Annotated in this window: 10 protein-coding genes and 1 riboswitch; of the genes, 7 read left to right on the top strand and 3 right to left on the bottom strand. The window is 70.4% G+C overall.

Annotated elements, in window-relative coordinates; all coding sequences use genetic code 11:
• The first annotated feature begins 114 nt into the window (after positions 1-114).
• Both ACWDR0_RS09460 and def read left to right on the top strand, forming a co-directional pair.
• Complete coding sequence (locus tag ACWDR0_RS09460; RefSeq protein ID WP_456351060.1) at positions 115-1125, top strand: tetratricopeptide repeat protein; 1011 nt, start codon at positions 115-117, stop codon at positions 1123-1125.
• A gap of 287 nt (positions 1126-1412) precedes the next feature.
• Entirely contained in the window at positions 1413-2045 is a 633-nt protein-coding gene (gene def / locus ACWDR0_RS09455; protein WP_456351059.1) for a peptide deformylase, read from the top strand.
• Positions 2046-2281: 236 nt separating this feature from the next.
• On the opposite strand, the gene ACWDR0_RS09450 is transcribed toward def, so the two are convergent.
• The 3 genes from ACWDR0_RS09450 to ACWDR0_RS09440 all read right to left on the bottom strand — a co-directional run bounded on the left by ACWDR0_RS09450 (position 2282) and on the right by ACWDR0_RS09440 (position 7278).
• Complete coding sequence (locus ACWDR0_RS09450) at positions 2282-3313, bottom strand: ribonucleotide-diphosphate reductase subunit beta (RefSeq protein ID WP_456351058.1); 1032 nt, start codon at positions 3311-3313, stop codon at positions 2282-2284.
• Positions 3313-5721 carry a ribonucleoside-diphosphate reductase subunit alpha gene (locus ACWDR0_RS09445; protein ID WP_456351057.1) on the bottom strand — a complete coding sequence of 803 codons (2409 nt, stop codon included), beginning with the start codon at positions 5719-5721 and terminating at the stop codon, positions 3313-3315. Before ACWDR0_RS09445 ends, ACWDR0_RS09450 begins: the two co-directional genes overlap by 1 nt.
• Positions 5722-5863: 142 nt before the next feature.
• Positions 5864-6021, bottom strand: a riboswitch (cobalamin riboswitch).
• A gap of 492 nt (positions 6022-6513) precedes the next feature.
• Positions 6514-7278 (bottom strand): GntR family transcriptional regulator, encoded by a 765-nt coding sequence (locus ACWDR0_RS09440; RefSeq protein WP_456351056.1) that lies wholly within the window; start codon positions 7276-7278, stop codon positions 6514-6516.
• A gap of 389 nt (positions 7279-7667) precedes the next feature.
• On the opposite strand from ACWDR0_RS09440, the gene ACWDR0_RS09435 reads away from it, so the two are divergent.
• From ACWDR0_RS09435 to ACWDR0_RS09415, 5 genes are all read left to right on the top strand, one after another.
• Positions 7668-8945 (top strand): extracellular solute-binding protein, encoded by a 1278-nt coding sequence (locus tag ACWDR0_RS09435; RefSeq protein ID WP_456351055.1) that lies wholly within the window; start codon positions 7668-7670, stop codon positions 8943-8945.
• An 86-nt stretch (positions 8946-9031) separates the two neighbouring features.
• Complete coding sequence (locus tag ACWDR0_RS09430; RefSeq protein ID WP_456351054.1) at positions 9032-10012, top strand: carbohydrate ABC transporter permease; 981 nt, start codon at positions 9032-9034, stop codon at positions 10010-10012.
• Positions 10009-10839 carry a carbohydrate ABC transporter permease gene (locus ACWDR0_RS09425; protein WP_456351053.1) on the top strand — a complete coding sequence of 277 codons (831 nt, stop codon included), beginning with the start codon at positions 10009-10011 and terminating at the stop codon, positions 10837-10839. The genes ACWDR0_RS09430 and ACWDR0_RS09425 overlap by 4 nt, the downstream gene beginning before the upstream one ends.
• 15 nt (positions 10840-10854) lie before the next feature.
• Positions 10855-12438 (top strand): glycoside hydrolase family 3 protein, encoded by a 1584-nt coding sequence (locus ACWDR0_RS09420; RefSeq protein ID WP_456351052.1) that lies wholly within the window; start codon positions 10855-10857, stop codon positions 12436-12438.
• Between the two features lie 100 nt (positions 12439-12538).
• Positions 12539-13621, top strand: a complete 1083-nt coding sequence (locus ACWDR0_RS09415; RefSeq protein WP_456351051.1) for an SIS domain-containing protein — start codon at positions 12539-12541, stop codon at positions 13619-13621.
• The last annotated feature ends 217 nt before the right edge of the window (positions 13622-13838 follow it).

Genomic DNA, 13838 nt, shown 5'->3' with positions numbered 1-13838 from the left:
GAAGAGAGGAGCGGTACGGCGCACACGGAAGGCAGCGCGGCACGGCAGCGCCGGAGACGGCGGAACGAGACAGCGTCCGGGGGAACTGACCCGAGCGACCGGCAGGCGGGAATCGTGAGGATCTTCGGGAAGGTACGGCATCGGCCCTCCGCCTCGTGGCGGCAGGCCACCGACCGCGCGTTCACGCTGATCGGCGACGGCCGTTACGAGGACGCGGGCGCCCTGCTGACCAGGGCCGCGGATCTGGAGCCCTGGCTCGCGGAGTCCTGGTTCAATCTGGCCCTGCTGCACAAGTTCCGGCACGACTGGGAACAGGCGCGGGCCGCGGGCCTGCGCGCGGTGGCCCTGCTCGACAAGGACGCCGGAGCCCCGGACTGGTGGAACGTCGGGATCGCGGCGACCGCCCTCCAGGACTGGCCGCTGGCCCGCCGCGCCTGGCAGGCGTACGGGCTGAAGGTGCCCGGCGCCCCCACACAGACGGGTGCCGCCGGGACCGGCCTCGGAGCCGTCGGCGAACCCCTCGCCATGGACCTCGGCAGCGCCGCCGTACGGCTCTCGCCCGAGGGAGAGGCCGAGGTCGTCTGGGGCCGCAGGCTCGACCCCGCCCGGATGGAGGTCCTCTCCATCCCGCTGCCGTCGTCCGGCCGCCGCTGGGGCGAGGTGGTCCTCCACGACGGCGCCGCGAACGGCGAGCGCGTCACCTCCGCGGGACCGGCCTACCCCGTCTTCGACGAGATCGAACTCTGGGCGCCGTCACCGGTGCCGACCTGGGTCGTCCTGCTGGAGGCCGCCACCGAGGCCGACCGCGACGCCCTGGAACAGCTCGCCTCCGACACCGGGTTCGCCGCCGAGGACTGGTCGTCGTCGGTGCGACTGCTCTGCCGCACCTGCTCCGAGGGGTCCATGCCGAGCGCGGAGGGCGAGGGCGAGCACCTCGACCCCCATGACCACAGCGAACCGGGCCACCCCGGGCCGCTCGGGCACCGGACCGCGGGCGAGCTGTGGTCCCCGGAGCGGGAGTGCGGTATCGCGGCCCCGCCCGGTCTGGTACGCGGACTCCTCGACAGCTGGGTCGCGGACAGCCCGGACAGCCGGGAGTGGCGCGATCTCGAAGAGGTCTGCTGACCCCGGCCGCCGTCCGGTGCCCCGGCTCCGCCCGGCCCGGCCCGCCCGCCGAAGTCCGCCGTGCCGGACCCCGTACTGCCGGATCCCGCCCCGCCCGGCCCGGCCCTCCTGACCCCGTAGTGCCGCGGCGGCCACCGGCCGCGGTCCGGGGTTCCCGGGAGGGCCGTAGGCTGTATCCCCGCACCATCCCCCGTACCACCCGCGCGCCGCCCGGCGCACGGAGCGTACGGGGCCGTCACCACCCAGTCACCGTCATCACGACCATCACCCGGGGTATCGAGGAACACATGGCGTCGCAGCAGGACACGGACCAGTCGCCCGTCGACGAGTTCATCAACGACACGGAGGACGCCGAGGAGCGCGAGCGGGCCCACCGCGAGCGCGGTACGTCCCGCCCCATCACGGTCGTCGGCAACCCGGTCCTGCACCGGGAGTGCCAGGACGTCACCGCCTTCGACGACGAACTCGCGGCGCTGATCGACGACATGTTCGCCAGCCAGCGCACCGCGGAGGGCGTCGGCCTGGCCGCCAACCAGATCGGCGTCGACCTCAAGGTCTTCGTCTACGACTGCCCCGACGACGACGGCGTCCGCCACGTCGGCGTCGTCTGCAACCCGGTCCTGGAGGACCTGCCCGCCGACCGCCGGGTGCTGGACGAGTCCAACGAGGGCTGCCTTTCCGTTCCCACTGCGTACGCCGCCCTGGCCCGCCCCGACTACGCGGTGGTCAGTGGACAGGACCCGAAGGGCAACCCGATCCGGGTCGAGGGCACCGGCTACTTCGCCCGCTGCCTCCAGCACGAGACGGACCATCTCTACGGCCGCCTCTACATCGACCGGCTGTCGAAGCGCGACCGCAAGGACGCGCTGAAGCAGATGGAAGAGGGCACTCCGCGGTACGCGGTCGTCCCGAACGAGTGACGTTCCGCCCGTCCGCAGCTCTTCGGCTCTTCAGCTCTTCGTGAGGCCGCCCGCAAGGGCGGCCTCACGCCGTTGCGGCGGGCCCGCGCGGGCCCGGAACGGGGAATCCCTCCCCGGCCGGGGCCGGAGAGGGATTCGGGAGGATCCGGGTGTCGCCGGACCGCCGCCGGACCGCCGTGGGGCAGCACCCGGACCGTCGCCGGACCGCCGCGGGACGCGGCGGCCCGGCGGACCGGCTAGAAGTCGTCGTCGAAGGCGACCGAGCCCTCCACCGCGACCTGATAGGCCGAAGGCCGGCGCTCGAAGAAGTTGGTCAGCTCCTGCACACCCTGCAGCTCCATGAAGGAGAACGGGTTCTCCGAGCCGTACACCGGGGCGAAGCCCAGCCGCACCAGCCGCTGGTCGGCGACGCACTGGAGGTACTCGCGCATCGACTCGGTGTTCATGCCCGGCAGGCCGTCGCCGCACAGGTCGCGGCCGAACTGGAGCTCCGCCTCCACGGCCTCCTTCAGCATGTCGGTGACCTGCTGCCGGAGCGCGTCGTCGAACAGCTCCGGCTCCTCCTTGCGGACCGTGTCGACGACCTCGAACGCGAAGTTCATATGCATGGTCTCGTCACGGAACACCCAGTTGGTGCCGGTGGCCAGGCCGTGCAGCAGACCACGGGAGCGGAACCAGTACACGTAGGCGAAGGCCCCGTAGAAGAACAGCCCCTCGATACAGGCCGCGAAGCAGATCAGATTGAGCAGGAAGCGCCGGCGGTCCTCCTGAGTGTCCAGCTGGTCCAGCTTCTCGACCTGGTCCATCCAGCGGAAGCAGAACTGGGCCTTCTCCCGGATGGACGGGATGTTCTCGACCGCCGCGAAGGCCGCGTTGCGGTCCTCCGGGTCGGGGAGATAGGTGTCCAGCAGCGTCAGATAGAACTGGACGTGCACCGCCTCCTCGAAGAGCTGACGGCTGAGGTAGAGCCGTGCCTCCGGGGAGTTGATGTGCTTGTAGAGGGTGAGCACCAGATTGTTGGCGACGATCGAGTCGCCGGTGGCGAAGAACGCCACCAGCCGTCCGATCAGGTGCTGCTCGCCCGGGGTCAGCCTGGCCAGGTCGGCGACGTCCGAGTGGAGGTCGACCTCCTCCACCGTCCAGGTGTTCTTGATGGCGTCGCGGTACCGCTCGTAGAAGTCGGGGTAGCGCATCGGCCGCAGGGTGAGCTCGAAGCCCGGGTCCAGCAGGTTCTGCGGACGGGCGGCGGGCGTTTCCGGGGTGGGCATTACTGGCAGGCCTCGCAGGACTCGGGGTTCTCCAGGGAGCAGGCGACCGCCTCTTCGGGGGTGACCTGCGCCGGTACGGGGGCGGTGGCGGCGGCCGTGCCGCTCGCGGCCCGGGCGATCCGGGTCGCGGGGCGGGACCGCAGGTAGTACGTGGTCTTCAGACCCTGCTTCCAGGCGTACGCGTACATCGAGCTGAGCTTCCCGATGGTCGGCGTCTCCAGGAACAGGTTCAGCGACTGCGACTGGTCGAGATAGGGCGTCCGGGCCGCCGCCATGTCGATCAGACCGCGCTGCGGGATCTCCCACGCCGTGCGGTACAGCTCGCGGATCTCGGACGGGACCCAGGAGAAGCCCTGGACCGAGCCGCTGGCGTCGCGCAGCGCCTCCCGGGTCTGCGCGTCCCAGACCCCGAGCTTCTTCAGGTCGGCCACCAGATAGGAGTTCACCTGGAGGAACTCGCCCGAGAGGGTCTCGCGCTTGAAGAGGTTGGAGACCTGGGGCTCGATGCACTCGTACACACCGGCGATGGACGCGATGGTCGCGGTCGGCGCGATGGCGAGCAGCAGGGAGTTCCGCATGCCGGTACGGGCGATCCGGGCGCGCAGCGCCTCCCAGCGCTCCGGCCAGTTCCGCTCGGTGCCGTAGTGGTCGGGGTGCAGGACGCCCCGGGCGGCCCGGGTCTTCTCCCAGGCGGGGAAGGTGCCGTGGCGCTCGGCGAGATCCGCGGACGCCTCGTAGGCGGCCAGCATGATCCGCTCGGCGATCCGGGTCGACAGCGCGCGGGCCTCGGGGGAGTCGAAGGGCAGCCGCAGCTGGAAGAAGACGTCCTGGAGGCCCATGGCGCCCAGGCCGACCGGGCGCCAGCGGGCGTTCGAGCGGCCCGCCTGCTCGGTCGGGTAGAAGTTGATGTCCACGACCCGGTCGAGGAAGGTCACCGCGGTGCGGACGGTGGCGTCCAGCCGCTCCCAGTCGATGTCCCCGCCGGCCACGAAGGCGCCGAGGTTGACCGAGCCCAGGTTGCAGACCGCGGTCTCGCCGTCGTCCGTGACCTCCAGGATCTCGGTGCAGAGGTTCGACGAGTGGACCGTGTGGCCCTTCTCCGCGGTCTGGTTGGCGGTGCGGTTGGCGGCGTCCTTGAAGGTCATCCAGCCGTTGCCGGTCTGGGCGAGGGTCCGCATCATCCGGCCGTACAGATCACGGGCGGGCATGGTCTTGCGGGCCAGGCCCTTCGCCTCGGCGGCCCGGTAGGCGGCGTCGAACTCCTCGCCCCACAGGTCCACCAGCTCGGGAGTGTCGGCCGGGGAGAAGAGCGACCAGTCGGCGTCGGCGTCGACCCGGCGCATGAACTCGTCCGGAATCCAGTGCGCGAGATTGAGGTTGTGGGTGCGCCGGGCGTCCTCGCCGGTGTTGTCGCGCAGCTCCAGGAACTCCTCGATGTCCGCGTGCCAGGTCTCCAGGTAGACGGCGGCGGCGCCCTTGCGCCGGCCGCCCTGGTTCACCGCGGCGACCGAGGCGTCGAGGGTCTTCAGGAAGGGCACGATGCCGTTGGAGTGGCCGTTGGTGCCGCGGATCAGGGAGCCGCGGGCCCGGATCCGGGAGTACGAGAGCCCGATACCGCCGGCGTGCTTGGAGAGCCGCGCCACCTGGTGGTAGCGGTCGTAGATGGAATCCAGCTCGTCCAGCGGGGAGTCCAGCAGATAGCAGGACGACATCTGCGGATGACGGGTGCCCGAGTTGAAGAGCGTCGGCGACGACGGCAGATAGTCGAGGCGGCTCATCAGCCCGTACAGGGCGAGCACCTCGTCCAGGGCGCGGACGGACTCGTCCTCCGCCAGTCCGCAGGCCACCCGGAGCATGAAGTGCTGCGGGGTCTCCACCACCTGGCGGGTGATGGGGTGGCGCAGCAGATAGCGGCTGTACAGGGTGCGGAGCCCGAAGTAGCCGAAGCGGTCGTCGGCGGCCGGGTCGACCGCCGCGTCCAGCCGCTCGGCGTGCAGCTCCGCGAAGGCGGCCGTACGGTCCGCGATCAGGCCCTCCGCATGGCCCACCCGGACCGAGGCGGAGAAGGAGTCCGAGCCCTGGCCCGCGGCCTCGTCGGCGATGGTCCGGGTCAGCAGCCGGGCGGCGAGCCGGGAGTAGGAGGGGTCCTCCGAGATCAGGCCCGCGGCGGCGTCGGTGGCGAGCCGGTGGAGTTCCGCCGCGTCCGATCCGGGGTGCCGGCCGCGGAGTGCGGCGGCGGCGACCCTTCCGGGGTCGGTGTCCGGCAGATCGGCGGTGAGGTCGGTCAGGGTCCGCAGCAGGGCGGTCCCCGGCCCGTCCTCGGGCGTCGCGGCAGCGGCGGGCCCGGGGGTCTGCCCGGGAAGCTGCTGGGCGGTGCCTGAAGCCGGATCGGCTGGCGCGATGGTCACGTGGGGCTCTCCCTCGCTCGGCTCACGGGCCGCGGGCGGGGGAGGGTGGGCAGGCCGGATGCGCCATGCCGGAAAAGGGCAGCGCGTACGGCGTCCACCGGCCCAACCGCGAGGCCCGGACGTCTCGGCACCCGGGTCGGACGATCCGGGTGCGCTGTCGGCAGACGGCCGGACTCGCCCGGCCCGACAAAGCAGGCCGAAGCACACCGTTGCGGGACAGTTCCGGATTCACACCGGATTCCTCTGCGGTGACAGCGAGATGAGCATACATGTGGGGGCACCGCCGAAGCGTTGCCCCCACATGTTGTGTCGTGCCTCTCACGCTCCCGCACGGTTCGGGGACGCCCCGCCCCATGATCGCCCCTTCGTGAGCGGGCGGCTCCCCTGCCGGGGCGGGCTGGCCGGGCCCTCTTCCAGGGGTGGGTACGCGCCGGATCCCAAGGAGGCCGGGTCCTTTTCCGGGGCGGGGGCGGTGAAGGCCGTAGGGGCGCGGGGAACTGCGCGACCAGCCGCGGCGGAGTGGTACTCGGCGGGCGGCATGGAGTGCCGTGACGGATTCCGTCTTGCGCCCGGCCCGGTGGCGACCATCCGCGACCGTGCGCTGTCGTGGGCCGATCGCGCGGTTCCTCCCCCTACGCCTTCGGCGTGGGACCCCCGGCGCCCCTGAGCTGTCCGGCCTTGCCCACTCCGGAAAGGTGCGCCGCGCCTCTGGGCTGCTCCGCCTCGTCCGGCCCGGAAAGGGCCCGGCCCCGGAGCGGGGCTCCGGGGCCGGGCGGGACGAAAACGGGGGCTCTAGTCCTGGGGGCGGCGGAGGCGGGCGACGAACTTGTAGCGGTCGCCGCGGTACACCGAGCGCACCCACTCCACCGGCTCACCCTGCGCGTCCAGCGAGTGCCGCGAGAGCATCAGCATCGGCAGGCCGACGTCCGTACCGAGCAGCCCGGCCTCCCGCGGGGTGGCCAGGGAGGTCTCGATGGTCTCCTCGGCCTCGGCGAGATGGACGTCGTAGACCTCGGCCAGTGCCGTGTAGAGGGAGGTGTACTTGACCAGGCTGCGCCGGAGCGCCGGGAAGCGCTTGGCCGACAGATGGGTGGTCTCGATGGCCATCGGTTCGCCGCTGGCCAGCCGGAGGCGTTCGATCCGGAGCACCCGGCCGCCGGTGGTGATGTCGAGCAGCCCGGCGAGGGTGTCGTCGGCGGTGACATAGCCGATGTCGAGCAGCTGGGAGGTGGGTTCGAGGCCCTGCGCCTTCATGTCCTCGGTGTACGAGGTCAGTTGCAGAGCCTGGGAGACCTTGGGCTTGGCGACAAAGGTCCCCTTGCCCTGGATGCGCTCCAGCCGGCCTTCGACGACCAGCTCCTGGAGCGCCTGGCGCACGGTGGTGCGCGAGGTGTCGAATTCGGCCGCGAGCGTGCGCTCCGGCGGTACCGGAGTCCCCGGGGGCAGGGTCTCCGTCATGTCGAGGAGGTGCCTTTTGAGGCGGTAGTACTTGGGCACGCGCGCGGTCCGGGTCGGTGTCCCGGTCTCCGTCTCCGTGCCCACCCCGTCCGTCGTCATGGCCCGCCTTCCCGTTCCCGACTGCGCTGCTGCCGTCACCGGCTCCTCCGTCTGTAGCGGATCACATCGTGGCACGGGCCGGTCCCGGGGAGTGACCCTGTCCCTCCTGTTTTCTGCCTTCAGGCTGGACACCACTGCTTCTTATACACCGAGGGGACTAGGGTTGGTCTAGTCCAAGCGGAGGCCTCAAGCCTGCCCGGATGATGCCCAGATGTCGGTCCGATAACGGACTGGACAGGCATGTTTATCGAGCCTTGACAGCCCGAAAGGTCTAGGCCAAGCTCCGGGTACTGGTCTAAACCATTAAAGACCGGGTCCCAGCCCCAGGCAGTACTTTCGCGTATGGCTTCGTTTTGGGCGGGGTGGCAGGCATCCCTTAGGAGGGTGGCGTGAAGCGCAAGCTCATCGCGGCGATCGGTGTCGCGGGCATGTTGGTCAGTGTTGCCGCGTGTGGCTCGGACGACAAGAAGGACAACGAGGGCGGTTCCGGTAAGGACGGCTTCAAGGGTCAGACCCTGACGTTCTGGGCGATGGACGGTTCGACGCCCGACGCCTGGCTGGCCGATCTGACTGCCGAGTTCGAGAAGCAGACCGGTGCCACGCTGAAGTACGAGAAGCAGGCGTGGAACGGTATTCAGCAGAAGCTGACGACCGCTCTTTCCGAGGACACCCCGCCGGACGTCTTCGAGATCGGTAACACCCAGACCCCCGCCTACGCCAAGACCGGCGGCCTCGCGGACCTGGGTGACCTGAAGAAGGAGATCGGCGCCGACTGGTCCGAGTCCCTCAACAAGGCGTCCGTCTTCGACGGCAAGCAGTACGCCGCCCCGTGGTACTTCGCGAACCGCGTCGTCGTTTACAACAAGTCGGTCTTCGCCGAGGCCGGCATCACCGCGCCGCCGAAGACCCGCGCCGAGTTCTACGCCGCGCTCGACAAGATCAAGGCGAAGGGCAAGGAGCCGATCTACCTGCCCGGCCAGAACTGGTACCACTTCGTGGGCCTGGTCATCGGTCAGGGCGGCGAGCTCGTCAAGAAGGACGGCGACAAGTGGGTCTCCAACCTCGGTGACCCGAAGGTCCAGGCCGCGGCCGAGGAGTACAAGAAGCTCCAGGCCTACTCCAAGGCCCCCAAGGACAAGGACGAGGCCACCCCGCAGCAGGCCGACATCTTCGCCCAGGGCAAGACCGGTGCCTTCATCGGCATGGGCTGGGAGGGCGCCACCGCCATCAAGGCGAACCCGGCCATCGAGAAGGAGCTCGGCTACTTCACCATCCCCGGTGAGACCGCCGACAAGCCCGAGGGTGTCTTCCTCGGTGGCTCCAACCTCGCCGTCGCGCAGAACAGCAAGAAGCAGGCGCTCGCCAAGGAGTTCCTGAAGATTGCGCTCTCCGACAAGTTCGAGGGCGGCCTGGCCAAGGCCAGCGGCGTCATCCCGAACAAGGAGTCCCTGAACTCCAACCTGACGGGCAACCCGGTCGCCGAGGCCGCCGCCCCGTCCGCGAAGTTCGGCGGCACGACCCCGCTGATCGCCGAGTGGGCCGCCGTCGAGAACGCCCCCAACCCGATCAAGACCTACCTCACCGCCGTGGTGAACGGTAAGACCCCGGCGGAGGCCGCCAAGCAGGTCGAGGGCGAGTTCAACAAGCGCCTGGCTCAGAAGCAGTAACTGTCACGGCGGCCGGGGCGGGGGCGAACGCCCCTGCCCCGGCCGCCGACTGCTGTCCCCAAAGCGCCTAGGAAGAGATGGCGAGCATGACCGTGCAGACCGAACGGGCGCCGTCCGGCCCCGCGGAGGCGTCCGAGCCTCCGGTCAAGGGCAAGGGCAGGCCCTCCGCACCGCGTAAGGCGGGCGATTTCGTTCCTTATCTGCTGCTGCTTCCCGCGGTGGCCGCCACCCTGGTCTTCCTGGGCTGGCCCCTGGTCAACAACGCGATTCTGTCGTTCCAGAACCTCAATATGAGACAGCTGATCCAGCGTCTCACCGAGTGGAACGGCATAGACAACTACCGGGATATCCTCACCGGTCCGGACTTCTGGCGGGTCACCGGCCGCTCGATCGTCTTCGCGGGCGTCAACGTCCTGCTGATCATGGTCCTGGGCACCATCGTCGGTCTGCTGCTCGCCCGCCTCGGCAAGAAGATGCGCATCACCCTCATGATTGCGCTCGTCCTCGCCTGGGCCATGCCGGTGGTCGCCTCCAGCACGGTCTACCAGTGGCTCTTCGCCCAGCGGTTCGGCGTCATCAACTGGGTCCTCGTCCAGCTCGGCTTCGACGGGATGGCCGACCACAACTGGTTCGGCACCCAGTTCTCCACCTTCTTCGTGGTGACCCTGCTGATCGTCTGGCAGTCCATACCCTTCGTCGCCCTCAGCCTCTACGCGGCGACCACCACGATCCCCAAGGAGCTGTACGAGGCCGCCGCACTGGACGGTGCCAACGCCTGGCGCAGCTTCACCTCGGTGACCATGCCGTTCCTGCGGCCGTTCCTCTACGCCACCACGTTCCTGGAGATCATCTGGGTCTTCAAGGCGTTTGTCCAGGTCTACACGATCAACGCCGGCGGTCCGGACCGGCTCACCGAGATCCTCCCGGTGTACGCGTACATCGAGGGCATCGGCAACCAGCACTACGGCATGGGCTCGGCCATCGCGATGCTCACCATCGTCATCATGCTGCTGCTGACCGCCTACTACCTCCGGATCGTTCTCAAGCAAGAGGAGGACCAGCGATGAAGCGCTCGCTGTTCGGCCGCTTCTGGCCCAATGCCACCGCCGTAATCCTCGTGCTGGTCTTTATCTTCCCGGTCTACTGGATGTTCTCGACGGCATTCAAGAAGACCACGGACATCGTCACGGACACCCCGGTCTGGTTCCCGACCGATCCGACGATGAAGCATTTCAAGACGGCAGTCGACGCGGACAATTTCTGGACGTTCGTCGGAAACTCGTTCACCGTCACCCTGCTCGCGGTGATCTTCTCGCTGATCATCGCCCTGGCCGCGTCCTTCGCCCTGGCCCGGATGCGCTTCAAGGGCCGCCGCGGCTTCATCATCGGCTTCATGGTCGCCCAGATGGCGCCCTGGGAAGTCATGGTCATCGCCATCTACTTCATCGTCCGCGACGCCGACATGCTCAACAGCCTGGTGCCGCTGACGCTCTTCTACATGGTGATGATCCTGCCCTTCACCCTCCTGACGCTCCGCGGCTTCGTCGCCGCCGTGCCGGCGGAGCTGGAGGAGGCCGCGATGGTCGACGGCTGTACCCGCCGCCAGGCCTTCCTCAAGGTGATCCTGCCGCTGCTCGCGCCCGGTCTGATGTCGACGTCGATGTTCGGCTTCATCACCGCCTGGAACGAGTTCCCGATGGTGCTGGTCCTCAACAAGCAGGTCGAATACCAGACCCTGCCGGTCTGGCTCGCCGGCTTCCAGTCCGTCTTCGGCAACGACTGGGGCGCCACCATGGCGGCGTCCACCCTCTTCGCCATTCCGGTCCTGCTGCTCTTCCTCTACCTCCAGCGCAGGGCGGTCGGCGGCCTCAGCGACGGCGCTGTGAAGGGATAACCAGGGATGACCTCCATGACCAACGACGTACGCACCACCGACCGGCTGAGCCGGGACGCGCTCGCCGTTCTCCAGCCCGGTTTCGAGGGCACCACAGCCCCCGAGTGGCTGCTCCGGCAGATCGCCGACGGCCTCGGCGCCGTCGGACTCTTCGGACGGAACATCACCACCCCCGAGCAGCTGACCGCGCTCAACGCGCAGCTCCGGGCCGAGCGGGACGACCTCCTCGTCGCCATCGACGAGGAGAGCGGTGACGTCACCCGGCTGGAGGTCGTCAACGGCTCCTCCTTCCCCGGCAACTACGCGCTCGGCACCGTGGACGACACCGCGCTCACCCGCGATGTCGCCCACGAGCTGGGCCGGCGGCTCGCCGCCTGCGGGGTCGACTTCAACTGGGCGCCGTCCGCGGACGTCAACGCCAACCCGGACAACCCCGTCATCGGCGTCCGCTCGTTCGGCGCCGACGCGGCCCTGACCGCGCGGCACACCGTCGCGTACGTCCAGGGGCTCCAGGACGCCGGTGTCGCGGCCTGCGTCAAGCACTTCCCCGGCCACGGGGACACCAACGTCGACTCGCACCACTCGATGCCCCGCATCGACGTGGGCCTGGAAACCCTCCACGCCCGGGACCTGCTGCCGTTCCGCGAGTCCATCGCGGCCGGCACCAAGGCCGTGATGAGCGCGCACATCCTGCTGCCCGTGCTCGACCCGGACCGCCCGGCGACCCTCAGCCCCCGGATCCTCACCGGGCTGCTCCGCGAGGAGCTCGGCTTCGACGGGCTGATCGTCACCGACGGTATGGAGATGCAGGCCATCGCCGCGGTGTACGGAATCGAACGAGGCTCCGTCCTCGCGCTCGCCGCCGGTGCCGACGCGATCTGCGTCGGCGGCGGACTGGCGGACGAGGGGACCGTCCTGGCCCTGCGGGACGCGATCGTCACCGCGGTCCGGGAGGGCGACCTGCCCGAGGAACGTCTGGCCGACGCGGCGGCGCGGGTCCGCGCCCTCGCCGACTGGACGCGCCGGGCACGGGGGGCCGTCGCGGCGCCGGGCGCGGAAACGCAGGAGGGGACCGCGCCCGGCGTCCGCGGCGGGGAAACCGGCGGCATCGGCCGCGACCTGGCCGACATCGGTCTCGTCGCCGCCCGCCGGGCCGTCCAGGTGACCCCCGGCAAGGAGCCGTACAAGCCGCTCAGCGAACCGGCGTACGTGGCGACCTTCGCCCCCGAGGCGAACATCGCCGTCGGCGACGAGACCCCCTGGGGTGTCGCCGGGGAACTGACCGCCCTGGTGCCGGGCACGCTCTCGGCCACCCACGGCGACGTTCCCGCCGACCAGGCCGCCGGCCTGGCCGGCGAGGTGCTGGCCGCGGCCGGGGACCGTAGGATCGTCGCAGTGGTACGCGACGTCCACCGCCACGACTGGATGGCGGCGGCTCTCGACGCGCTCGTCACCGCCCGGCCGGACACGGTCGTGGTGGAGATGGGCCTCAACGGGGCCGAGCCGACCGGGGCGCTGCACATCGCGACCCACGGCGCCGCCCGCGTCTGCGGACGCGCCGCCGCGGAGGTCATCACCGGCGCGAGCCCGGTGGTCTGACCGAAACGGACCGTGTGCTGTACCGGGGGGCCGCCCCGGGCGTTCGACGCCCGGGGCGGCCCTCGCGGTACCCGGACCGGCTGGGCTGGAGGCGCGACACATGGCTGCGACGGATACGGCGTCGGCGGGCGGTGAGCACCGGGAGCGCCCCGGGCGCATCATGGCCGGCGAAATGGCGGAACAGCCCGCCGTCCTGCGGCGCATCCTCGACGAGGGCGCACCGCGCATCCGGGAGACCGCCGAGGCCGTCGCGGCCCGCGCGCCACGGTTCGTCCTGCTGACCGCGCGCGGCACCTCGGACAACGCGGCGCTCTACGCCAAATATCTGCTGGAGATCAAACTCGGGCTGCCGTGCGGGCTGACCTCCATGTCCACCACGACGGCGTACGGGGCCCGGCCCGATCTGCGGGACGTCCTGGTGATCACCGTCAGCCAGTCCGGCGGCTCCCCGGACCTGGTCGCCTCCACCCGGGCCGCCCGGGACGCGGGCGCGGTGACCCTGGCCGTCACCAACAACCCCGACTCACCGCTGGCCGCGGTCTCCGAATTTCACATCGACATCCTCGCGGGCCCCGAGAAGGCACTCCCCGCGACCAAGACGTACACGGCGTCCCTGCTGGCGCTCTACCTCTTCGTGGAGGGCCTCCGCGGCGCCACCGGCACGGACGCCGAGGCCCTGCCCGCGCTGGCCGAACGCGTGCTGGCCCGCGGTGACGAGGTACGCCAGCTCGCCTCCCGGTACCGCTTCGCCGAGCGGATGGTGATCACCTCCCGCGGCTACGGCTACCCGACGGCGAAGGAAGCCGCGCTGAAGCTGATGGAGACCAGCTATATCCCGGCCCTGTCGTACAGCGGCGCCGATCTGCTGCACGGGCCGCTGGCCATGGTCGACAACATCTCGCCGGTCATCGCCGTGGTCACCGACGGGCGCGGCGGCGAGGCGCTCCAGCCGGTCCTGGACCGGCTCCGGGGCCGCGGCGCGGACCTGGTGGTCGTGGGCCCGGCGCGGCAGGTGGCGGCGGCGTCCGCGGGCTTCGTCCTGCCGGTGAACGGGTTGCCGGAGGATCTCCAGCCGATTCTGGAGATCCTGCCGCTCCAGTTGCTGGCGTACGAGGTGACCCTGGCACGGGGCCAGGACCCCGACGCCCCGAGGGCCCTCGCCAAGGTCACGGAGACCCACTAGTTCGCCTCCCGCCGGGGTGCCTCCCGCTGGGGTTGCTTGCCCCCTGGGGCCCGGGGGTGTGCCTTGCCCGCGGGGTGCGGGCGGCTTCTGCGCCTCAAACGCCGGCGGGGCTGAAAAGCTGGGTGACCGTTGCTACGTGGGGTCGTGACCCGCCTTGTCTGGGTTCGGGTGGGTCGTGGGCCTCCGGGCTCACCTCCTCGCCGACGGCGATGCACCG

It is taken from the genome of Streptomyces sp. NPDC003691 (genome assembly GCF_053981115.1).
This window is presented reverse-complemented; position numbering and strand designations above follow the sequence as displayed.

Excerpts from the sequence above, each read along its gene's own strand:
- ACWDR0_RS09425 (WP_456351053.1), top strand. The coding sequence starts at position 10,009 with ATGAAGCGCTCGCTGTTCGGCCGCTTCTGGCCCAATGCCACCGCCGTA.
- ACWDR0_RS09420 (WP_456351052.1), top strand. The coding sequence starts at position 10,855 with ATGACCAACGACGTACGCACCACCGACCGGCTGAGCCGGGACGCGCTC.
- ACWDR0_RS09440 (WP_456351056.1), bottom strand. The coding sequence starts at position 7,278 with ATGACGACGGACGGGGTGGGCACGGAGACGGAGACCGGGACACCGACC.
- ACWDR0_RS09415 (WP_456351051.1), top strand. The coding sequence starts at position 12,539 with ATGGCTGCGACGGATACGGCGTCGGCGGGCGGTGAGCACCGGGAGCGC.
- ACWDR0_RS09450 (WP_456351058.1), bottom strand. The coding sequence starts at position 3,313 with ATGCCCACCCCGGAAACGCCCGCCGCCCGTCCGCAGAACCTGCTGGAC.
- def (WP_456351059.1), top strand. The coding sequence starts at position 1,413 with ATGGCGTCGCAGCAGGACACGGACCAGTCGCCCGTCGACGAGTTCATC.
- ACWDR0_RS09430 (WP_456351054.1), top strand. The coding sequence starts at position 9,032 with ATGACCGTGCAGACCGAACGGGCGCCGTCCGGCCCCGCGGAGGCGTCC.